Consider the following 21,329-nt stretch of genomic DNA (forward strand, 5'->3'; position numbering starts at 1 on the left):
CCCTTGTTCGCCAGTCCCCAGGGCGTGGGAAACCCCTCCCTTGTTCGCCAGTTGCCTACGGCGGGAAACCCGCCTACAGCACTGGTCTCACCGCCTGCTTTCTCTGGACTCACCATTAGCCATTAGCCATTAGCCATTAGCCATTAACCATTAGCCATTAGCCATTAGCAAAATTTACTCGTCAGATTGCCCAACTCTACGAATATTGAGAATGTCGCTCAGTTTCTTAATTTGGGTGAATAGCTGTTCTAGTTGAGAGCGATCGCGTATCTCGATCCCCAAGTCAATGAGCGCTGGTTGACCGTTGGAAGTTTTAACTTGCGCGTGACGCACGTTAATACCTTGGTCGCTCAGGCGTGAAAGAATATCCTTCAAAACTCCCACTCGATCTAATGCTTCAATCTGAACATTCACTGGATATGTTTGAGGACGACCGTAGGGTTCACCTGCTGGGTTCCAATGAACTGGAACTAAGCGATCGCATTCCACATTATCTAAATTTTGACACCCCTGGCGATGGATGGAAATACCCCTACCGCGAGTCACAACACCGATAATTTGTTCTCCAGGAATGGGGGTACAGCAACCAGCTAAATGGTGTACCAATCCTTCGACTCCGACAATGGGCGAATCTGTGGAACGTGAGGTTGTTGGCGTGGATTCTTTTAGGTTTTTTGCTGCTTGAGATAATTCCTTCGCCAGATCGCTTGTTGAAACTGCTATTGCTGGTTGTTGTGCTTTTACCAGTTCTCGCCAACGGTTAAGCACGAGGCTTAGGGTCACTTCACCGTAGCCTAAAGCAGCAAGCAAATCTTCACAAGAATGATAATTACATCGCTCTGCAACTGTCTGCATTGGTTGCGACTTAATCAAGTTCTCCACACCGGATTTACCCAGTTCCTTTTCCAATAACTCCCGACCGCGAGCAATATTTTCTTCCCGGCGCGATCGCTTGTACCATTGCTTAATTCTGTTCTTTGCGGCTGAAGTTCTGACAAAGTTCAACCAATCCAAACTTGGATGGCTGTTCTTTTGCGTCACAATCTCTACAATATCGCCATTTTGCAGGCGGGTTGACAGGGGAACCATTCGCCCGTTCACCTTTGCACCCGCACAGTGGTTTCCTACCTCTGTATGAATGCGATAGGCAAAATCCACCGTACTGGAACCGGGGCTCAAAGAAATCACATCTCCTTTGGGCGTAAAGACATATACATCATCTTCAAATAAATTGTCTTTAACACTTTCAAGGTATTCCTGAGCATCTTTTAGGTCATTCTGCCATTCTAGTAACTGGCGCAACCAAGTAAACTTTTCATCGGTTGCTGTCATATGAGTTGTGAAAGAACCGCCCGTTTCTTTATACTTCCAGTGAGCCGCAATTCCATATTCGGCAATCCTGTGCATCTCCAACGTCCGGATTTGCACTTCTAAAGGTCGCGCCCACGGACTGATCACACCTGTATGCAGTGATTGATAACGGTTTGGCTTGGGTAATCCAATGTAATCCTTGAATCTCCCAGGAATCGGGCGGAAAGCATCGTGTACTATTGCCAAAGCACGGTAACATTCTTCATTGGTATTTACGATAATTCGCAGCGCTGCCAAATCGTAAATTTCGTGAAATTCTTTATTTTGGCGCTGCATCTTTTGAAAGATACTGTAGAGGTGCTTTGGACGCCCGCTGATATCAAGGCATTGAATTCCTGCTTCTACCAACCGATTCCGCAAAGTTTCGGCGACACTTGCCAATCTCTCTTCTCTCGCGCCTCGTTTTTCCGCTACGTACTCTTGAATTTGACGGTATGATTCCGGTTCTAAGTACTTAAAGGAATAATCCTCTAATTCCCATTTAATCCGCCAAATCCCCAACCGATTTGCCAAGGGCGCAAAAATTTCTCGTGTTTCTAAAGCGATCGCTTTGCGCTTGTCTTCGCTAAGGTGCTCTAGAGTCCTCATATTGTGCAAGCGGTCTGCCAACTTTACCACAATCACCCGAATGTCCTGCGCCATTGACAAGAACATTCGACGAAAATTTTCTGCTTGGCTTTCGGTTTTGCTTTTGAAGTTAATTTTAGAAAGCTTTGTTACACCTTCTACCAATTGCCGAACTTCCGTACCGAAGTGCTGCTCGATTTCTTCAATTGTGACATTTGTATCTTCTACTACATCATGTAGTAGCCCAGCTGCTATCATAGCAGGACTACCACCTAGATCTCTGAGTATACCGGCAACAGCGACTGGATGAGAAATATATGGCTCTCCCGACTTGCGGTACTGACCTTGATGCAATTGGTAGGCAAATTCAAATGCCCGAAGAATTAAAGATGTTTCATTATGCCTTCGGTCATCTTCAGCTTGGGCGCTTAGTGTAGATGACCCATCTAGGCATTGCTGTAGCCATTCCGGAAGGGTAATATCAATTCTGGAAGTTAATACAGTGCTGCTCATAGAATAGCGCCAATGGTAATTTAGTGATAAGGTGCAAAAGGGTAAACGGTTGGCGGCGATACCGTCAACAGAAAGACTAACTAACTGACAGACGCAAGGAGAATTTGCGTTTTGGCTGTTTGTCGCCTTAAGGTGTCAGTGCAAATTATCCAGTGCGAATGTCCCGTATCATAAGTTGTAAGTGTTGATATATAGCAAATACCGCCCCGAATACCATTCGAGACGCCAGATTTTGAGATAGAGTTTAGAAAAGTTTAGTCTATCAAATTTTTTTTTGACATTACCTTGTCTTTAAATACTATCTCAATAACTGCTGCATGTCTCTAATTCGTCAGAAATACGACTCATTTGCAACTCAATTGAAGCAACTGCATTCCGAAATTGCTGCTACTCAATTGGATGCACCCGAAATCAGGCAACGTGTAATAAGCCTGCAGAATTTTTTTCAGCAACAGATTGTACCTTTAGTGAATGAGGACACAAGCAGTCTCAACGGGCGAATCCAGTCTTATTCGACTGAAATGAGCAAGCAGCTGCGACTGTTGGAAATAGATATCACGTTTCTCCAAGGAGCGCGGCAAACTTCCACTGCCAAAGGTAGGCTAGATGCCATCGGCAATCGCCTAACCACTCTCATTGAATACTGCAATGCCTTATTGGAATAAATAGTACCAGCAGAAGAAGCAATATAACAAAGGAAATAATTAAAAATAATGAAAATAATAATTTGAATTTACTATTGCATTTTAGATTGATATTTTTCTTGTAGCTGTCGTAAGCTTGACATATTTATAATTGGCTTAACTGTGCCTAAAATTTGACAAGATTTCATGTCAAGAATTCTTCAAATTTTTAGTTTGGGAGCCAAAAAGTTAACAAAAACAAGCTTTTATCAAGTCCAATCAATCTAAATTTCGATGCAAATCTTGGATTTTTCCATGGGGATCGCAATAAATTTATTTTCTCTAAATAAAAAATATTATCTAAATAAAACTTACAGAGTTATTTATGAACCTCAGGTTACGTGTTACTGAATTTTCTCTATAAAAAGATTAAAATAATTCATTAACCAGTTATCTCTTATACCATTTTGAATTTTGGATGTGTAGATTTTGGATTGGGAAAGCTTTGCCTGGATTAAATTTCACACAACAATCGGGTCAACTATGTATGACTTTTTAGCAGGGGGAATAAATCAGTCATCGAGCCGGGGAGCGCGGGTGAATCTAGCGATCGACGAGGGCGTCCCTCGCCCTAGCGACGGGCGTATAGCTCTTGCTTGTATAGCTTGCAGTATCACGTAACCTCTCTACCCAAAGGGTTTGTGACACTAAGTTGAAGGAGAAAAAGACTTCTGCGATAACCCTGATGTCATTGATGCAGTCGTGTATCCTAATGTTAAAACTTGGTAGATAAAAGCTAATAGTTATGAATGAATCTTTATTTTGTATTGACAATTTGAGAGTCGCCTATCCGCGCCGAGGTGATGAAGAAATTAAGTGGGCAGTAGATAGCGTGTCTTTCACGCTACAGCGCGGTGAAAGAATGGGATTGGTAGGAGAATCTGGTTGTGGGAAGTCTACTTTAGGACGAGCTGCAATGCGTTTGCTCCCCTTATCGACACAAATTGAGGGAAGAGTGACTTTTCAAGGACAATCTGTGTTTGATATGAAGCCCGAACAGTTACGAAAATTTCGGGGAGAAGCAGTAGCGCTTATTTTCCAAGATCCAATGACTCGTTTAGATCCATTAATGACCATTGGAAATCATTGCTTGGAAACTCTCAAGGCGCACTCGCCTCAGTTATCTACCCGAGAAGCTAAGGAAATTGCGATTGCTACTTTAGAAAAAGTGAAAATTCCTGCCACTCGTTGGAATCAGTATCCTCACGAATTTAGTGGCGGTATGAGGCAAAGAGTCGCCATCGCTCTAGCTTTACTCCTTAAACCCAAGTTGATTGTCGCTGATGAACCCACCACTAGTTTAGATGTAACGGTTTCTGCCCAGATTTTACAAGAACTCACGCGGTTGTGCGGTGAAGAAAATATGGGTTTGTTGCTGATTTCTCACGATTTGGCACTGGTGGCGGAGTATTGCGATCGCATTGGGGTGATGTATGACGGCAAAATGGTAGAAATGGGTTCATCCAAAACAGTCTTTCAACAGCCGCAGCACGAGTACACACAATCGCTTATTAAAGCAGCTTTGCACATTCAAACAGTGGATGAGGGGTTAGGTGCTGACGATGGCGGGACAGGGAAAGACGCTTCCCAATTACCAATCCCCAATACCCAAACCCCAATCTTGCGAGTGACAGAACTGCAACAGCACTACACCTTAGAACCCAATTTTGTAGAACGATTGTTGAAAAGGGAAAGTCAAACGATCAAAGCAGTCGATGGGATTGACCTCGAACTCTACCCTGGGGAAATTTTAGGATTGGTTGGGGAATCTGGTTGTGGAAAGAGTACCTTATCGCGAACAATACTCCAACTGATTCGTCCGACGGGAGGTAAAGTTGAGTTTTTGGGACAAGAGTTGACCGCTCTTTCACGTCAAGGCATTCGCACTTCGAGACGACAAATGCAGATGGTGTTTCAAGATCCTCATGCTTGTTTAAATCCAGCAATGACGGTAGGACAAAGTATCGCCGATCCTTTACTAATTCATAAGTTGGCGAGTCCAGATAAGGCAAAACAAGAAGTGTTGTGGATGCTGGAAAAAGTAGGGTTAAAGCCATCAGAGGTTTATTATCAGCGATATCCTTCTGATTTATCTGGGGGACAGCAGCAACGAGTCGCGATCGCTCGTGCATTAATTACTCGTCCCAAACTCCTGATTTGTGATGAACCGGTGAGTATGTTAGATGCTAGCGTACAATCACAAGTTCTGGACTTAATGTTACAACTGAAAGAGGAATTTGAGTTAACTTACTTGTTCATTACTCATGACCTTTGGTTGGCAAGATTTTTGTGCGATCGTATTGCCGTCATGAACAGTGGCAAAATAGTAGAAATCGGGCAGACAAAACAGATTTTTGCTTATCCACAACATCCGTATACAAAAACCCTTTTGTCTGCCGCACCTCTGTTAGCACGAGTCTAATTTCTACCTATTTTAGAGTCTTATTCAGCACTTGCTTCAATCAACTTAGGAACTCTTACACCCGAACCATGTAACTCAACAAATCTATTAAACAACCACATTGTTTCATGTTTTGAAAGCCTGTTGCGGTCAATAAGATTGCTAAGATTTCTCTCAGCTAATTTACGATAGTAAGGCAAATCTTCAACCAATGTTAAATAAGAGGCAAGGTGGAGCAGAATTTGCAGGAATGGTTTTGGCCAATCCAAATCGCTGTAAATGTCAATAAAGAAATAATGCTCGTTCTCTGTTAAAGGATGAGCGGTAAACATGACAGTAATTCTTTTTTCTTTATAGACTGGAACGCTGAGTTCCACAGTATAGGGAGTGTGCAAGATTAAATCCACCTCTGCAATTGGTTGTCTCCAAATTCTTAAGACATTAAAAGGAGAATCCAAATATGTTTCAAAGGTAATTGTGCCTCCAATCGGTGTAGATTTGATTTGGTTAATTCTGACAACCTTTAAATTATTGAGACTAAATTTATGAATTGTCTCTAAATGTCTTAAATTTAACAAATGATAAATCTGACAGAGATAGGGAAAAGGTAAGATATATTCCTGACTTATCATATGTCGTCTTTTCAACTTCAAACTTCCTGTTTGAGCGTCACATTCCACGCTTTCTTCAGGTTTCAGATACAGCCAAGTTAAGAAAAAGAAAGAAGCTGTTAAGAGATGGATTAACTCTATAGTTGATAGGTAACCGTCAGCAAACGCTGCGATACTTCTATCGGTAATGCCAAAAACCCAAGATGGAATACCAAAGAGCCAGACTCCATTTTTTACCTTGATGAAAAAAAGACCAATTTCTTCTTCTATCAATGATGTATTGTTCTTTAATTCAATACTTTCATTTTCAATGATATTATTTTCAGGCATAATAAATTACAACCCCAAGATTGACTTGGTATAATTATTTTTTCTATTTAATTTCAGTTTAAAAACTGATATTTCAATCAACCTCTACCTATAGCTGTAAGTATTCTTCATATTGATTTTGAAAATTTTGGCTTATAGTAATAGATATATTTTGAAAATCATATATGTTCTTCAAATGTAGATATTTCTATTGAGAAAAAGTCATCTGTCTTATGAAGGGATAGCTATTAGACTTAAGTAGTAATTGCGTAAGAAAGTTTAGGGCTAACGAAATTCACAGCTAAGAGGATGGAGAGTATCCCAATTTGGAAAAAACAAGTTTGCGATTGAAATCGCGGCTATACAAACGAAACCTGCCTACGCAGGTTATTTTTTAAGAAAGTCCACGTAGGTGGTGAGTCCAGAGAAAGTAGGCGAGTTTCCCACGCCCTGGGGACTGGTGAACCCAGAGTGGGGTTTCCCCCAACCCCACTTCGTGGGGACCCCAAAGCCCCCCGTTGTTCGCGTAGCGTCTCCGCTCCTGAGATAGCGCTTGCCGTCTAGAATTCTATTCTGAGGGCATTTTGCCAAAACAGGATGCTCCGAGAGGATGTTTGAAAAGTCTTGGTTGAATGTAATTCGCTGTTATTGGAATGAAGTCTACCTGCGCGGACTCATAGATTTTTCAATAAAAGAGCTAAAATTTCTTATTGCTTTGTTAGAGATCCATGAAAGTTGTATGGCAATCCTGTTTAATTTGCAAAATCCTCGTAGTACAGGCATTGCCAACCTTAGCGATGTTCGCAATCGCAGCTATACAAGCAAAAACCACCTACATGGGTTTTAATATCTTGATTTTCCGTTAGTCCGCGCAGGCGGACTTCGTTTGTATAGTAGCTAATTGTATTCGCCCGAGACTTTTCAAACATCCTCTTAGTAGTGGATATTGCCGACCTTACAGTCGTTAAAATTTTTCCTGGATGATTGGGATTGTTATATAATTTGCTAATATTTTTATTTTTCAATTTTTATTTTATACAGTAAATAATGATGATCCGCAATGCCACTGAAATTGATTTACCTGTAATTGTGGCAATTTACAATGCTGCTATTCCCAGTCGTTTGGCAACTGCTGATTTAGAACCAGTGTCTGTGGAAAGCCGCCTTGCGTGGTTTAAGGGTCGTTCACCCTTGAAATATCCCCTTTGGGTTATAGAACTAGATGGTCAGGTAACGGGCTGGTTGAGTTTACAATGTTTTTACGGGCGACCGGCTTATCATGCTACTGCTGAAGTCAGCATTTACATTGCCCCAGAATATCATCGACGTGGTTTGGGACAACAACTGCTATCCCAAGCGATTAACAAAAGTCCGAGTTTGGGTATCAAAACTTTATTAGGCGTTATCTTCGCTCACAACGTGCCTAGTTTGAAACTTTTTGAAACATTTGGCTTTCAATCTTGGGGACGTTTGCCTAATGTTGCAGAACTAGACGGTATTGAGCGCGATTTGGTTATTATGGGACTCCGAATTAAATAGATATAGGGAATCGACGATAGGGAGTAGAGAATTTTCACTCCCTGACCTCGTTTTTCGGAATCGCTTCAGGGTAAGGGGTAGTTTTGTACAAGTACTACTGACTTCTATCCTAATTTTAAAAACTTCTATGAGGATACCATCTTTACAAACTTATAATTCCATCTTAGCTTCAACGGCTTTAACTTGCATTGGTATTCTAGTTACTACCGTTGGTATCACAACAGGATTAAATAATTATTCTTTTGTTAAAAAAGCAATATCAACACAAGGAACAGTCATTAATAATTTGCATGACTCAACAAAAAGCTCTAATTCCTATTACCCATTGGTAAAATTTACAGCACGTACAGGAGAAACGGTTGTATTTGAATCTAAGGTGGGAAGCAGTTCTCCTAAATATACGAAGGGCGATCGGGTAGAAATATTGTACCAACCTCAAAAGCCCAATGCTGCCATGATTAATACCTGGATACATCTGTGGTTTTTTCCTATCATTTTTTCCACTACTGGCTCTCTTTCTGTATTGATTGGAGCCGCTTTACTAGCAAGAGAATTAAAGCAAAATAAGTTTTTAACATTTACCAATGACCAGTTAACAGTAACTGGCGATCGCTAACCAGTTGATACTTGGAATTAACAGTAATAGATTTGAATTAAAATTTTAAAATTACGTATATTTAAAAAAAATCAATTGAATTATTAACATCTTTATTTTTCGTAATAAAAAATATTTTTGTAACTGCAAGCTTTTATTTTAAGATAATTTCTATAGCAATCCCAAACCATTCACGAAAAATTTTAAGTACAGTAGGGTGGAGAATGCCCATCAGATTAGGCTATTAAGCTTTTTATTTGTTACTAATGGTTGCCTTATTTACACCTAACTGTACTAGTCATCGAGTATTGGACATGGGTTGTCAGTGATTTTTCCTTGTTTCCCTTGTCCTCATTTCTGGAGGGACTTTATGCAGGAAGAGAGAAGGCAAATTAGAAGAACAGGGTGGGAAATTACAGAAGGTGTAGCCGGATACATATTTATGGCACCCACTCTTCTGGTGTTAGGAACTTTTGCGATCGCGCCCATTCTCTTGGCTATTTTTCTTTCTTTCCATAAAGTTAAACTGTTAGGTGGAATCAAATATGATTTTGTTAGTTTTCATAATTTTCAAAGATTAGTCGAAGATGACAGACTTTGGATTGCTCTACTCAATACAGTTCAATATGTTGCTATAGTCGTTCCGCTCCAAACTGCTCTTGCTCTCATTCTTGCTGTCACTCTTAATTCAGGTATTCGAGGAAAAAACTGGTGGCGTGTTCTCTACTTTTTGCCAACAGTGACATCTTCCACTGTGCTGACGCTCATATTCATGTGGATTTATAACACTAATGGATTGCTGAATGATTTTTTGGCTTTTCTAAAATTACCGACTTATAACTGGTTGGGAGATCCAGCAGTTGCGCTTAAAGGAATTATGCTTATGAATATTTGGTCAACAGCGCCATTGTTCATGGTCATTTACTTAGCAGCACTACAGGATATTCCACGTTCTCTTTACGAAGCTGCTGCAATTGATGGAGCTAATAGTTGGCAACAATTTATTTATATTACGATTCCCATGCTTAAACCAGTTACCTTCTTTGTGGTAACAATGGGAGTTATTGGCACTTTTCAACTGTTCGATCAATCGTATATCTTTTCCAATGGCAGTGGTGGACCCAACAACTCCACCCTAACAGTTGTTTTGTTGATCTACCAAGCTGTGTTCCGGAATTTACAAATGGGTTATGCTGCTGCGATCGCTTTTATACTTGCAGCCATCATTATTAGTATCACCTTAATCCAGCGGTATTTTTTTGGAGGAGAAAGGATTTGAAAAAAATATCCCATCACTTTTGGCTGAAAATCTTGCTCTATACGGTACTGACCTTTTACGCAGTTATTACGGTTATTCCCTTTTTATGGGCGCTTTCAGCATCATTTAAAACCCTTTCTGAAATTGCCAGTGGAGAGCCAACATTCTTTCCCAAGAACTTCACTCTTGATAACTACAAACAAATTTTTTTACAAGAACCTTTGTTTTTGCGCTGGCTATTTAACAGTACAGTCATTGCCATCAGCGTGACTCTCTTAAACCTAATTTTCAATTCAATGGCGGGTTACGCGCTAGCAAGGTTAAATTTTCCAGGTAGGCGCTTTTGGTTTTTCCTGATTTTAGCAGTGTTAGCAGTTCCCGCACAAATCACTTTAATTCCTACCTTTTTGATCCTAAAAAGCTTTAACTGGTTAAATTCTTATCAAGGAATGATTGTTCCCAGCATGGTAAATGCTACCTTCATTTTTATGATGCGGCAATTTTTCATGAATTTTCCCAAGGAACTCGAAGAAGCCGCCCAGCTAGACGGACTTACTACTTTTGGTATTTTTCGACGCATTGTTTTGCCTTTAGCAAAACCCGCACTAGCTGCACAAACAGTTTTTGTGTTTATGGGGAGTTGGAATAACTTTTTGCTACCTGTCGTGATTTTGTTTGACCCTGAAATGTTTACCCTTCCCCTAGGTTTAAATACTTTCAAAGGTCAATACATTAGTTACTGGAACTATATTATGGCAGCTTCTATGGTGTTCACGTTACCAGCACTCGCGATCTACGCCTTCTTCAACCGATACTTTATTGAAAGCGTCACTTTTACGGGAGGGAAGGGATAGAAATCATTCAACAGGCGTGATTTAAATTTTCGAGAATATTTTGCATATTTATTTAAGAATTTGAGAAAGAATTGTTGGGTCTTGAATTTCCTTGTCTCGTGCCAACAGTAAGACTTTAGAAACGATTTCAGCGGTTTTGGGGTCATTATCAGCAAAAGGTAAAAACAGCCGTCTTCTATGTTGGGAATAGGCGGGAACAATACATAATGCCCCGCCTGGTTGACGGTGAACGATACCACTGCCTAAATGAACCGAATAACTACCAAGATGCCCTTCGATAAATGCGCGTGAACCTTGATGTTTGACATTCGTTAGTTTTAACAATCGGCAAGTTTCCCGAATTAGGGATGCCCGCATTTCCACAGTTGAAGCACTTGCTTCTGGATCGACGCTGGATTGGTGGGCAACGCTGACAACCAAATCTAAATCGCGCATCGCCTCACTAAAAATTTGAGGTGGGATTTCCTCCAATGGTAAGGGTTTCCACTCACCTTGCTTGGAGAAGTAGGTGCCTTCTATAGTCAATCCGTCCGCTGCTATAGAAGTAAAGAACCCATTTACAAACGTCACCCAAACAGCAATTCCCAATTCATGAAAAGTTCGCCGCACCCCTTCATCTAAGTGTGTTACCCATCCCCTTTGAGCGAATAACCCCAGTGCTTGTCTGGTATATACTTGATGTCCGGCGTAGCGACGTGAAATTGTCCCTTCTGCTTTTTCTGCTTGTGTTAAAATGTATAACTCGCGAAAAACTTGCTTGAAGGGTTGTGTACGCCCTTTGCGAAAGCAGTCTTGTTGCCAAAGATGCCATTCCCCTGTTTGCAGCAAATTGTAGGGGTGGGCAATCTGGAAATGAGAGGAAGTTATCGGGGTGATACGATCGCCTTGAGATTGTAGTGCTTGCCCTTGTTGCACTAGGTAGCCAAGCTCGCCTTCTTCACCAAGAAAAATTAACTTTGCCAGCATTGGGGAGAGGACGGGATGTTTTGAGAGTTGCTGTAATTCTTCCCTTGTAAAGGTATCCCCCCTACACATAGCTTGCTCTAAAGACAATCGCATCCGTGAAGCTTGTCTGCTTATCTCCTGCTTGCGGACTTGCAGTTCCTTAACTTTGGGATCTTTCTTAGCTTTCGCTGGAATGGATTTTAAGGGTTTTCCCTGTTTTATCGCTGTTATTTTAGCTTCCCCTGTTTGTGCGATCGCCAAAGATATCGTAACCCCATCAACTGCAACAGTTAACGGATTATCTACTAAATCCGCTACAGCTTGGGCTTCCATTGCCCACTCCAAACGCTGTGGATCGGGGTAGCCTGCAGTGCGAGCAAGATTTTCCATTGCAATTCTCGCTGCTAAGAGCTCGTTTGCCTGCTTTTGAGAGCCAAATTGACGGCTGGTTCGCAAAAAATCTTGTATAATTTGATATCTTTCTAAAAGATCGCTATTGCGCTTCTTGCCTTTTGCCAATGGCAACAGCCCCAATGCCCGCACGGAATCTTGATGGCGTTTTTGAGTGATGCTTGTCACCAAAGCTGCTTTCTCGATTTGCCCCAACATAGCATTGGCAAAAAGTTGTACTCGTTTATAACGATGACCTTTTGATGCATACTTGGCTACTTTGTCAAGTTCTCGCCATTTTTCTTTACCAAGTACTTTGTAAATACGGGCAAACCAATCCACATCAACAGCACCGTCTGTAAGGTTTTGCCCGGACAGCGGAGTGCGATCGCTAACTTGCGCTGTCCAAGTTTCGCGGATTTCCTCGTCAACATACCACCACTTATAATCTTGAATGTGGGCATGAATCCACCACACGGCTTCCGCAAAACCCGACCAATTCAATGCCGCCTCAACATAACTAGCCCATTGTGGTGCGTAGAACGCTAACTCAATTAGCCTTTTTTGAGAAATTTTTGCAGCGCTGGCTTGTTGAGCAAACTCCTGGGGCGTATCGGATTCCGCAGGAAAGGAAACTCGAATCAGGTGACACAAGACATCAGCTTTACTACTAACATAAATGTCGCCTCGGATAAACTTCCCTTTGGCAAAAGCTTGCAGTAACCGCACTAGGGTATGACTTCCCTCCACTGTACTTATCGCTGTAGCGAGTACAGATGCGGCAGTAGGTACATCTTTCCGCATGAGTTCTACTTCAATAATACGCTGGCGGCAAAGAGCACCTACTTCTCGAAGTATGGGATATTCTACTAACTCAGCAGGCAGTTTCCGACCTGTTACCCGACGCAAGTCCTGAAGCTCATACCGCCCTGGCTCACAGTCGAAAACGAGCAGTTGCTCTATTAAATCAGCTTTAGTGGCAGCACCAAGGCGAAAAGCCATCAAAACTTCTTCAAGTTCATGTCTGTGACGTGATAGTTTGGGTGAAGGTTTTTTTAACCAGTGCAGCAGTTGCCATAAGCGTATCTGTTGGTTGTCATTCCACTCTTGTGGACACACAGACCAATGATACTTTGCTAAGTTCAGCCAACGCAGGAGTGTCTCGCTAGATCGCCACCAATCAAAACCGTCACTACAGTCAACATAATAAGTGTCTACAGCAACTACTCCTGTGGTATTTTCCCAGTCAGTCCCGTCAATATAATAAATGTCTTCAGCAGCTACTGTCGGGTAATTTTCCCAGTCATCACAGTCATCATATACCCCGTCAGGAACTTGTGTTAGCTCTTCATTGGGAATTAATTCGAGAGTTGCTTGTACTGAAAGAGATTTGGCGGGAGCATCTGCTTCAGGTTCTTCAGGAATTAATGTGAAAATTGTTGCTACTGCGTCCAGTAAAAAATCTGCTGCTCCTGGCGGAGAATGAAGCCGCAATAGCCATTTGCAAACTATCTCAATAGTCACGTGATACCGCAGTTTGCACTCTTGGCTGTCAGCATAAAGAGTCTGCAAAGCTTCTTGCCACCAAGAATCCTCTAGGTAGATTTGTTCGCAATGAGAGTGACATAACGGTGCCAATACTCGCAAAATGTCTAACCCATCAGCATCTCGTAGTTCTTGAGGTCGCTCATTCCACCAATGCTCCCACAATTCTCGCAATGGCAAACGAGTTAAAGCTTCCTCCAAGGTTTTCTTGTAATCTGGTGCTGAAAAGTTTTTACCAACACTACCCAGTAATTCTTCTGTATTCCCCTGCCCGGTTTCAATAATAACAACAGTCTGGCGGTGTTCGTGGATAAGGTTATCAAGAGACTTGAGACAAGCCACAGCCGCAGGAGTCACGAATACGCGAGGATGCTGAACTTGGGGCTGAACCCGTGGACTGAGTTCCTTGGGATCGACCAGTCCCAGTCCATCCTTTAAGGTTGGCACATCATCACTTTCAGTATTTAAAATAACTTCTAATAGTTCAGTTTCTGCTGTTGTTCGCTTTTTGCGGTGCAATTCGTACTCTCTAACACGGGCTTGACATTTGCTAACGGCACGCTCTTTAGCTATCATTTCTCGCAGCAGTTCCAGCCCTGCAAGACGTCGATTGACGTTACCAGCACCAAGTAATCTTTCCGCAGAAGCTAAAGTTTCCTCATCCGACTGCTTGAGCAACAGCCCCAGGATACCCCGCCGCAAATACGCCGACTTCCGAGTTAACCGCTGCTCTAAATTTGTTGCTTCCACGACTGAAATATGACAAGTGGCAAGAGCTGCCAATGCTGCTTGCTGTACCCAACTACTTACATCACCTACCAGCGAAAACAAAGCATTGCGAATTTCATCATCCCACGGCTTTTCATCAGCCAATATTCTCGCCACCTCGCTGCGCTTATCAGCACTCATGAGAGACAAGTAGGGAAGCAACCGCTTGGGAGAACGCACCCCCAAATTACTGACTAAAGCATCTGCAACCGCTTTTTGTTCTGCTTTCAGTGTTATCCAATTCCAAACCAAAGGTTGTAAACTTTCTAACTGCTTGGGAAAACGTGGCAGAATTCGTTCTAAACGTTCAAATATATCGATATGTTGTAAGCTATGATCGGGATGTTCTACCTCCATCAAAGCAAGAGTGACAATACGTAAATCCTCATCCTCAAAAGCTGGTAAAAGTGCAACTTGCGCTTCAGGGACTTTTAGTTGACTCAGCAAATAAACTGCAACAAAACGACACTCGACATCAGGATGATTGAGAAACTCCGATATCCTAGCAATAGCAGCAATCGCATCCTCAAACGCCAGCGTCCACAAGGCAAAATAAACCCTTTGAGCATTTTCCTTCTCTTCCCTTTCTCTGCGCCCCTGCACCTCCTGACTCCTCAAAACTTCCCAACGCAACTCCGAGCTTTCCAAAAAGCCCAAAATTCCTGTCAAAACCTCCTTAACAACACGGTTATTCACCGACTCCAAATCAAAACCCAACCAGACACCGACAGCCCGAACTATCGCACCAAATCGGCTCAGATCGTGCTCTAAAATCAATCGCAGCATCCGTCGGAAAGCCTCCGGATGCGCCTCATCGATCGTTTCCAGAATCGTTTGTCTTAAACCCTCCTGTCGCTGTGCAGTCAACAGCAAATTTTCCACAAATGCCCAACCATCAGGACGAGAAGCAATCAGCAAAGCGCGGGTTACATGGCATCCCATCGCCCCAATTTCATGTTCTCCCCGTGCCGATGCTAGGAGAATGTTAAAAATTTCTTCTCCCTGGGAATCCCCTGTATCGATCGCGGCTGCAAACAAAATTCCCAAGGTATCTTCTGTATAAGCTCCAATGTAGGCGCACCAGGCAGCAAACCAACTTAGATCTCGGTCATATCCTTCGACAATGTAAACCAGATTGCTCAACCAATCACAACGCCTTGATTGGGTAAGTTCTGGGTTCGATGGAACACGGAACGATTTGCGAAGGTAACCAGACTGATAGGGAAGACGAGAGAACAATTGCCATGCTTGTTCCACATAAATACCTATCTGAGGGAAAAGCGCCGCAAATAGAGTTTCCCTTTCCTCTGAGTTGAAACGATCGAGCTTTTTAGCAGCAACCAATAGAGCTTCTCTAGCTTCCCAGTACCCAGCGAGAGGCTGACCATCTGAGTGCAGCCCTAAAATTCCCCATCCAATTTCACGAAGTGTTTCCGGTAGATGGGCGATACTCTCAACTCGCCTTTGTTTCCAATCCTGAATGCGGATAGCTTGAAGTTGCGCTTTTGCCTGTTCTGGATTTAACACCATTTATCCTCCCACCAGTGGTACTAAGCGCAAAAAGGTAAGGTGACTGTTGGGTTTGAGATAGACTTCCCCATCTAAGTCCAGCTGCTGTTCTTCATCAACAAAAACAAAGTACAGACCATCCTTAAAAGCTTGCAAAGCGTTGTCTACAGCCGCTTGTGAATCCACTTCGTGCTGTAGGACACGTCCTCCCATTTCTACTTTTCCCAGTTCCACGCCCTGCTGAATTTGTGATTTTGTAAGTACGTGGGTTAATCGTCGCTGCTCTTGCCTGGTGCAAAAAGCTTCTATATCTTTCAGTATAATTTCGGTAAGCAACTCTCGGAGTGTTAAACGGTTACTATCGGAAGAGAATTCAATTGGGAGAGGAACGCACCAATTAGCAAATAAAGGTTTAGCACGTCCCAATAGCTTGCCTTCAATAGCGACGGTGAGTTGCATAAATCACACTTGATTGCTGTTACCAGTTTAACTGAGGCAAATTGCGATCGCCATTTCTTGCCATGACGTAATCCAAAACTCTATCAGTGGTTTGGGCAACAAATTGCACGCGTGACGTGATATTGGTATTACAGCAGCTCAATTTCTACCAATTAAGTGTTAATCGCTCGTGGCTTATGGCAGTTGGCAGTTAGCCATGAGTTAATAGCACTGGAAATTAAGCATCGCAATATTTAGCTGTGTTGAGTGTCAAAAATTGTTAAGGGGAAATAATGTTGAGAAGAGTTATTGGCATTTTGGCGGCTACTGTTTTGCTGACGTTTCAATTTATTGTTGGTGATGCGTCAGCAGTGGAACTAGATGCAGCTACCCGCACTGTAAAATTAAATGAACAAGGTGAGAGTGTTGTTCTCAGCCTCCAACAAGTTAAATCAGGCAAAAGCTTATTTCAATACGCTTGCGCTCAATGTCACGTTGGCGGTGTGACCAAGACCAATCAAAACGTAGGGCTAGAACCAGAGACTCTAGCAGGGGCAACTCCACCTCGCGATAACATTGAAGCGTTGGTGGACTACATGAAAAATCCCACAACTTACGATGGCGAGGAGGAAATCTCTGAATTACATCCGAGCACCAAGAGTGCTGATATTTTCACAGAAATGAGAAATCTAAAGGATGACGATTTAGTAGATATTGCCGGTCATATTCTCTTACAACCCAAGGTTATTGGTTCCAGATGGGGCGGCGGTAAAATATATTACTAAATCCAGGTGAACCATCCAGTCAATAGTCAACAGTCTGTCGTCAATGGTTAACGGTCTATAGTCAAATAACGATTTCGTTATGGACTTTTGAGAGCAAACTATGGGCGATAGACTGTGGACTGTTGACTCTCTTTGTTTGGGGAGTAGGGAAGTGCGACGAGCAACGTCAGAGCAGGGGTCGATCGCTAAGTGTATTTCAGCAGCTAAAGGCTTAGTTACTATCTAACCTATCGTCGGCTGCTGCTTAAAAAAAAGTATCTACGACAGATTGTCATATTTGGGCTAATTTTTATTTAAAATGAATAGTGAAAGATAAAACCTGCTGTTAGGAGAAAGGTATGACATTCATTGCGTCAAGTTTACGGCGCTTTGGCTTAGCATTGTTAACACTCTTTTTAGTAGTTAGCAGCTTTGCAGTTTTCACTCCCAGTGCTTCTGCTGATACATACACTATAAAATTGGGTAGTGATAAGGGAATGCTGGCGTTTGAACCAAGCAAGTTGACAGTTAAACCAGGGGACACCATTAAGTGGGTTAACAATAAAGTTCCTCCCCACAACGTTGTGTTTGATGCCGCTAAAAACCCTGCTAAAAGCGCTGATGTAGCTAAGAGCTTCTCTCACAAGCAGTTGCTCATGAGCCCCGGTCAAGAATACGAAACAACTATCCCAGCAGACGCAACTCCTGGTGACTACACCTTCTATTGCGAACCTCACCGTGGTGCGGGTATGGTTGGTAAACTCACTGTTGCAGGCTAGTAGAGACACCTTTAACTCAAAATACTTTCCCCGACCAAGTACGCGAGAATCGCAGCCGCTTAGAGGGGAATATTGATGGTGACGAGTTTTATCCTCTCTTATGGTGATAAGAGCGATAGAGGAGGGGAAGCTCGTCACCGTAAATTTTTTATAGGAAAAAGAAAAATCGCGTTTGACACAAGGCTTTTCAGTAAAGCTTCTAGCAGACCGTAAAATATTTACTGGAGCGGTTTTTTTAGTTGCACCGAAGCCAGTTACAAGGAGAAGCCCTTGAAAAAAGTGTTATTGGTTGTGTTCGCGATCGCAGTATTAGTTATATTTACGTTTACGAGTTCAGTTCTTGCAGCCGAAACGTCCAATGGTGCTCAAATTTTTAAAGATAACTGTGCTTCTTGTCATATAGGTGGAGGAAACATCCTTATTGGCGAAAAAAATTTAAAAAAGGAAGCTTTATTAAGTTATCTGGAAAATTTTGAAACCGATTCCATTCAAGCGATTGTTTATCAAGTACAAAATGGTAAAAATGCCATGCCTCCTTTTAAAGGAAAATTAAGCGAATCAGAAATTTTACAGGTTGCTGCTTATGTTTTCCAAAAAGCCGAACAAGGCTGGTAAAAAAATCCTCTGGCTTACACACCAGAGGCTATCTTAATCGGGAAGCAAAGGTTTATTTTTATTAGTGGTTAGTTGTTCACCACTAACCACTAACCAACTTAACGATTCTCAAGCTGTCTTTTTTCTCGAATTTGGCGTAATTGCCGTATGAGTTTGTTTGGTTCATTAGAAGCTGAAGGCTTGTTGCTCTCTTCTTCCTGCGGTTGCGATGCTTGTTCTTGACTGGCTTGAGAAGTCGGTGCAGGCTGCTTGATAACTACCTGCTGTGGTTGAGATGATTGTTCGCGATCGCTTTGGGGTATTGTTACGGGCTGCTCGATCTTGGCTTCGCGTCGAGACGCTTGCTGGGGATTGGCTGGTAATACTAACGGAGTCCGCTTCAGAACCACTTCTCGATTGGTTTGTGTCACGGCTGCTGCTTCATTACCTTGAGGACGCAAACCACTGGCGCGATTGGTTTGGGGTTCTTTAGAAGATCCCTGTAAATTGACTCTTTGAGATTGACTGACGTTATCTTCTTGTCGTTCTTGAGGTAATTGAGGATTTAACTTTGGCGAACGCAAACGCTGAATAAGATTCTTTTGTGGATTGGAAGATGCTTGTACGGGAGTGGTTTGAGAGGGAGCAACGATTTCTTGAATCGTTTCTGGTTTGCTAACATCACTGTCGGATCTAAAAGCGATGTTAAATGGGTAAAATTTTGGTTTGCCGTTTGCTGATGTCGGGTTGTTTTGAAAATATTCTCTGATATATTCTCTCGCAGCCGTTTTCATCTCAGACGAGATTGAGTTATTGCGAAAGTTGATAGATTCTACTTGACCTTGGCTGTTGATCACCAAATCACCATCAACATTGCCTTCTTGAGCAACTTTTGAATTAACTGTTGCTGATATAGGCAGTCGTGTTTCGATGTTTGGGTATTGCCCTTTGATTTCCAAAAAGCGGTCAGTCGAAGAAGTTGTGCGTGATAACATCTCCCGAGATGCCACGGATGGCAATCCAGGCACTTTTACACCAGATTCTTGTTGCGGCAATTGCTCTATTTGAGGACCCAAAGCTATATTATGTTCAGCTTTTGGAGCTTCGCCAAGAGGAATGAGTGGTTTATAAGGGGAGGCGCTAGATACTTCCGTTCCTGGCTGTGTCGTTTGTGATGCCACGTTTCCATCTGCTGGCATTGGCATTTGCTCGGGAGTCACAGGAGCACCATTGTTAATCATCTCCTGTTGCTGCCTCAAATTAGCCGCTTGTACTGGAGGTACACTGTAAGGAATTGGAGAGCTAGTGAGGGGCTTAGCCTCGCCCAAGCTTACCCTTGGGTTTTGGTATCGAGGAAAAGGTTGTACTTGTTGACTGTATGAGGGTCTAATTTGGAAATCCCTGCTTGAGGCAATTTTTACAGACTGACTTTTTGGGAAAGACGCGATCGATACGTTAGTTGAGCTTGGTAGAGGAGGAATTGTCAAATTGCTAGCTGTTGCCGTTGGCGGTGGCAAAGGAGGTAATGCTGGAGTTGATTGAGGCAGCAAATTTGGTGGGGGGACTTGCGGAAGTATCGCCGCTTGAGTTGGGAGAGCGATTTGAGGCATGCCAGTTTGTGGCAAACGGTTCATTTCAGCCTGGTTCAACTCAACCAGTCCGACTGTTTTTGGTTTTGATGTTGATTGTTTGGAGCTAGATTCCATTGGCATCAACGGCATAACAAAAGCAATCACACCGTGAATGCCAAGAGAAGCTAGAGCTGCTATCCCAGTAGGCTGGCTTAAGAATTCTGGTATATTTTTCAGTAGGGAAACGTAAGACATAGCTATTCTCGTTCACTCGGCTCGCTTGGGATTATCTAGCAATTTTATATAGATCTAATGAAAAAAGTAGGAACTTTAAGTATCTTCCTCTACAAATAGTAACTTCTTAACAGAGACCGATGACCAGTGAAAAGTAGAAATCTCTATTTTTGTATACGACGTACTATTTTACTAGAAAGTTGCGCCTGTGGATACACCGACTGAAAGTTTGGGGAGTAGGGATCGGGGGTGGGGGGTTAAGGAAAAAATTAACGTTCTATTCCCTACTCCCCGATTTCAATTGCCGACCTTCACTATCAGCAATGAAAAGTAAGGTAACTTCAAATTTGGGCGATCGCTCAGGTCTGAATGTACAACCATATCAGGTAAAGTTGCCCTTTCAATTACCCAACTACTTTTTAGCAATCCTTTCTGTTGCAATATTTGCCACACTTGCTCGTATACCGAACTGACTTTTAGAAGTACGACAACATCTGCCCAATCTAAAACTGTTTTTAACTCTTCTACATTATAGATTGCTGGTAACACGACTAGCTTTTGTTGTCGAATAGTCAACGGTAATCCCAACACCGATGCTGCTGCCACGGGCGAACAAACACCTGGTATAAATTGTACTTTTGCCTCTGGATATTGCTGTTGTATTGTCTGTGCTAAATAAGTAAATGTACTGTAGAAACTGACATCACCTTCACAAGCAAAAGCAACATCTTGACCAACTTGTAAATATTGCCAAACCTGTTCTGCTGCTTTCTGCCATGCTTGTGTCAAAACTTTTAGATCTTGTACGTAAGGAAATGTTAAAGGTAGCAACAATTGCTCCGAACTCAGCCAAGGAGCCACAATTGTTTGTGCCATTCCTGCTTTATCCTGCATTCCTGCAGGGAATGCGACTACCGATGATTTTTGAAGTAACCGGAGACCTTTGACAGTAATCAGTTCTGGATCTCCCGCCCCTACGCTGATGCCGTAAAGAGTGCCAATCCTACTACTGACCGATAACCAACGACCAATGACCATTATCTTTAAATATTTTTAAGATTCTTAGATACAATTTAATAAAAATAAACATT

18 protein-coding genes are annotated in these 21,329 nt (G+C 42.4%); 12 read left to right on the plus strand and 6 right to left on the minus strand.

What is annotated here, in order from left to right; all coding sequences use genetic code 11:
* Positions 1–174 precede the first annotated feature (174 nt).
* Positions 175–2,451 carry a RelA/SpoT family protein gene (locus tag HC643_RS22965; RefSeq protein ID WP_038085349.1) on the minus strand — a complete coding sequence of 759 codons (2,277 nt, stop codon included), beginning with the start codon at positions 2,449–2,451 and terminating at the stop codon, positions 175–177.
* A 317-nt stretch (positions 2,452–2,768) separates the two neighbouring features.
* On the opposite strand from HC643_RS22965, the gene patD reads away from it, so the two are divergent.
* The 3 genes from patD to HC643_RS22980 all read left to right on the plus strand — a co-directional run bounded on the left by patD (position 2,769) and on the right by HC643_RS22980 (position 5,556).
* Positions 2,769–3,116: a heterocyst frequency control protein PatD gene (gene patD, locus HC643_RS22970; protein WP_038085350.1), complete on the plus strand. Its 348-nt coding sequence runs from the start codon at positions 2,769–2,771 to the stop codon at positions 3,114–3,116.
* A 501-nt stretch (positions 3,117–3,617) separates the two neighbouring features.
* Positions 3,618–3,755 carry a hypothetical protein gene (locus HC643_RS22975; RefSeq protein ID WP_153021554.1) on the plus strand — a complete coding sequence of 46 codons (138 nt, stop codon included), beginning with the start codon at positions 3,618–3,620 and terminating at the stop codon, positions 3,753–3,755.
* A gap of 124 nt (positions 3,756–3,879) precedes the next feature.
* Positions 3,880–5,556, plus strand: coding sequence for a dipeptide ABC transporter ATP-binding protein (locus HC643_RS22980; protein ID WP_038085352.1), 1,677 nt, complete (start codon positions 3,880–3,882; stop codon positions 5,554–5,556).
* A 20-nt stretch (positions 5,557–5,576) separates the two neighbouring features.
* On the opposite strand, the gene HC643_RS22985 is transcribed toward HC643_RS22980, so the two are convergent.
* On the minus strand, positions 5,577–6,476 hold the full coding sequence (locus HC643_RS22985) for a hypothetical protein (RefSeq protein ID WP_038085354.1): 900 nt from the start codon (positions 6,474–6,476) through the stop codon (positions 5,577–5,579).
* 589 nt (positions 6,477–7,065) lie between these two features.
* Between HC643_RS22985 and HC643_RS22990 the strand changes: the two genes are divergently transcribed.
* The 5 genes from HC643_RS22990 (at position 7,066) to HC643_RS23010 (ending at position 10,701) form a co-directional block, all read left to right on the plus strand.
* On the plus strand, positions 7,066–7,302 hold the full coding sequence (locus HC643_RS22990) for a hypothetical protein (RefSeq protein ID WP_038085357.1): 237 nt from the start codon (positions 7,066–7,068) through the stop codon (positions 7,300–7,302).
* 200 nt (positions 7,303–7,502) lie between these two features.
* Positions 7,503–7,994 carry a GNAT family N-acetyltransferase gene (locus HC643_RS22995; protein WP_038085359.1) on the plus strand — a complete coding sequence of 164 codons (492 nt, stop codon included), beginning with the start codon at positions 7,503–7,505 and terminating at the stop codon, positions 7,992–7,994.
* 127 nt (positions 7,995–8,121) lie between these two features.
* Positions 8,122–8,610, plus strand: coding sequence for a DUF3592 domain-containing protein (locus tag HC643_RS23000; protein ID WP_050045262.1), 489 nt, complete (start codon positions 8,122–8,124; stop codon positions 8,608–8,610).
* Positions 8,611–8,959: 349 nt separating this feature from the next.
* Positions 8,960–9,868: a carbohydrate ABC transporter permease gene (locus HC643_RS23005; protein WP_038085361.1), complete on the plus strand. Its 909-nt coding sequence runs from the start codon at positions 8,960–8,962 to the stop codon at positions 9,866–9,868.
* Positions 9,865–10,701: a carbohydrate ABC transporter permease gene (locus HC643_RS23010; RefSeq protein WP_038085363.1), complete on the plus strand. Its 837-nt coding sequence runs from the start codon at positions 9,865–9,867 to the stop codon at positions 10,699–10,701. Before HC643_RS23005 ends, HC643_RS23010 begins: the two co-directional genes overlap by 4 nt.
* 48 nt (positions 10,702–10,749) lie before the next feature.
* On the opposite strand, the gene HC643_RS23015 is transcribed toward HC643_RS23010, so the two are convergent.
* Positions 10,750–15,879 (minus strand): DUF4132 domain-containing protein, encoded by a 5,130-nt coding sequence (locus HC643_RS23015; RefSeq protein ID WP_050045261.1) that lies wholly within the window; start codon positions 15,877–15,879, stop codon positions 10,750–10,752.
* Positions 15,880–16,317, minus strand: coding sequence for a hypothetical protein (locus tag HC643_RS23020; protein ID WP_038085365.1), 438 nt, complete (start codon positions 16,315–16,317; stop codon positions 15,880–15,882).
* A gap of 272 nt (positions 16,318–16,589) precedes the next feature.
* Here HC643_RS23020 and psbV point away from each other — a divergent pair, with 272 nt between their 5' ends.
* From psbV to petJ, 4 genes are all read left to right on the plus strand, one after another.
* A complete protein-coding gene (gene psbV, locus HC643_RS23025) occupies positions 16,590–17,081 on the plus strand; it encodes a photosystem II cytochrome c-550 (protein ID WP_038085367.1) in 492 nt (163 codons plus the stop codon).
* A 100-nt stretch (positions 17,082–17,181) separates the two neighbouring features.
* Entirely contained in the window at positions 17,182–17,307 is a 126-nt protein-coding gene (locus HC643_RS42170) for a hypothetical protein (RefSeq protein WP_272899755.1), read from the plus strand.
* A gap of 112 nt (positions 17,308–17,419) precedes the next feature.
* On the plus strand, positions 17,420–17,839 hold the full coding sequence (petE, locus tag HC643_RS23030) for a plastocyanin (RefSeq protein ID WP_038085369.1): 420 nt from the start codon (positions 17,420–17,422) through the stop codon (positions 17,837–17,839).
* Between the two features lie 270 nt (positions 17,840–18,109).
* Entirely contained in the window at positions 18,110–18,454 is a 345-nt protein-coding gene (petJ, locus tag HC643_RS23035; protein WP_038085372.1) for a cytochrome c6 PetJ, read from the plus strand.
* 98 nt (positions 18,455–18,552) lie between these two features.
* Here petJ and HC643_RS23040 read toward each other — a convergent pair whose 3' ends face one another.
* Positions 18,553–20,259 (minus strand): hypothetical protein, encoded by a 1,707-nt coding sequence (locus HC643_RS23040; RefSeq protein ID WP_050045260.1) that lies wholly within the window; start codon positions 20,257–20,259, stop codon positions 18,553–18,555.
* A 276-nt stretch (positions 20,260–20,535) separates the two neighbouring features.
* A complete protein-coding gene (locus tag HC643_RS23045; protein ID WP_050045259.1) occupies positions 20,536–21,276 on the minus strand; it encodes a precorrin-2 C(20)-methyltransferase in 741 nt (246 codons plus the stop codon).
* Positions 21,277–21,329: the final 53 nt, after the last annotated feature.

The organism is Tolypothrix bouteillei VB521301, from assembly GCF_000760695.4.
GTDB classification, from domain to species: Bacteria; Cyanobacteriota; Cyanobacteriia; order Cyanobacteriales; family Nostocaceae; genus Scytonema; species Scytonema bouteillei_A.

Excerpts from the sequence above, each read along its gene's own strand:
- HC643_RS22965 (WP_038085349.1), bottom strand. The coding sequence starts at position 2,451 with ATGAGCAGCACTGTATTAACTTCCAGAATTGATATTACCCTTCCGGAA.
- patD (WP_038085350.1), top strand. The coding sequence starts at position 2,769 with ATGTCTCTAATTCGTCAGAAATACGACTCATTTGCAACTCAATTGAAG.
- HC643_RS22975 (WP_153021554.1), top strand. The coding sequence starts at position 3,618 with ATGTATGACTTTTTAGCAGGGGGAATAAATCAGTCATCGAGCCGGGGA.
- HC643_RS22980 (WP_038085352.1), top strand. The coding sequence starts at position 3,880 with ATGAATGAATCTTTATTTTGTATTGACAATTTGAGAGTCGCCTATCCG.
- HC643_RS22985 (WP_038085354.1), bottom strand. The coding sequence starts at position 6,476 with ATGCCTGAAAATAATATCATTGAAAATGAAAGTATTGAATTAAAGAAC.
- HC643_RS22990 (WP_038085357.1), top strand. The coding sequence starts at position 7,066 with ATGTTTGAAAAGTCTTGGTTGAATGTAATTCGCTGTTATTGGAATGAA.
- HC643_RS22995 (WP_038085359.1), top strand. The coding sequence starts at position 7,503 with ATGATGATCCGCAATGCCACTGAAATTGATTTACCTGTAATTGTGGCA.
- HC643_RS23000 (WP_050045262.1), top strand. The coding sequence starts at position 8,122 with ATGAGGATACCATCTTTACAAACTTATAATTCCATCTTAGCTTCAACG.
- HC643_RS23005 (WP_038085361.1), top strand. The coding sequence starts at position 8,960 with ATGCAGGAAGAGAGAAGGCAAATTAGAAGAACAGGGTGGGAAATTACA.
- HC643_RS23015 (WP_050045261.1), bottom strand. The coding sequence starts at position 15,879 with ATGGTGTTAAATCCAGAACAGGCAAAAGCGCAACTTCAAGCTATCCGC.
- HC643_RS23020 (WP_038085365.1), bottom strand. The coding sequence starts at position 16,317 with ATGCAACTCACCGTCGCTATTGAAGGCAAGCTATTGGGACGTGCTAAA.
- psbV (WP_038085367.1), top strand. The coding sequence starts at position 16,590 with ATGTTGAGAAGAGTTATTGGCATTTTGGCGGCTACTGTTTTGCTGACG.
- HC643_RS42170 (WP_272899755.1), top strand. The coding sequence starts at position 17,182 with ATGGGCGATAGACTGTGGACTGTTGACTCTCTTTGTTTGGGGAGTAGG.
- petE (WP_038085369.1), top strand. The coding sequence starts at position 17,420 with ATGACATTCATTGCGTCAAGTTTACGGCGCTTTGGCTTAGCATTGTTA.
- HC643_RS23040 (WP_050045260.1), bottom strand. The coding sequence starts at position 20,259 with ATGTCTTACGTTTCCCTACTGAAAAATATACCAGAATTCTTAAGCCAG.
- HC643_RS23045 (WP_050045259.1), bottom strand. The coding sequence starts at position 21,276 with ATGGTCATTGGTCGTTGGTTATCGGTCAGTAGTAGGATTGGCACTCTT.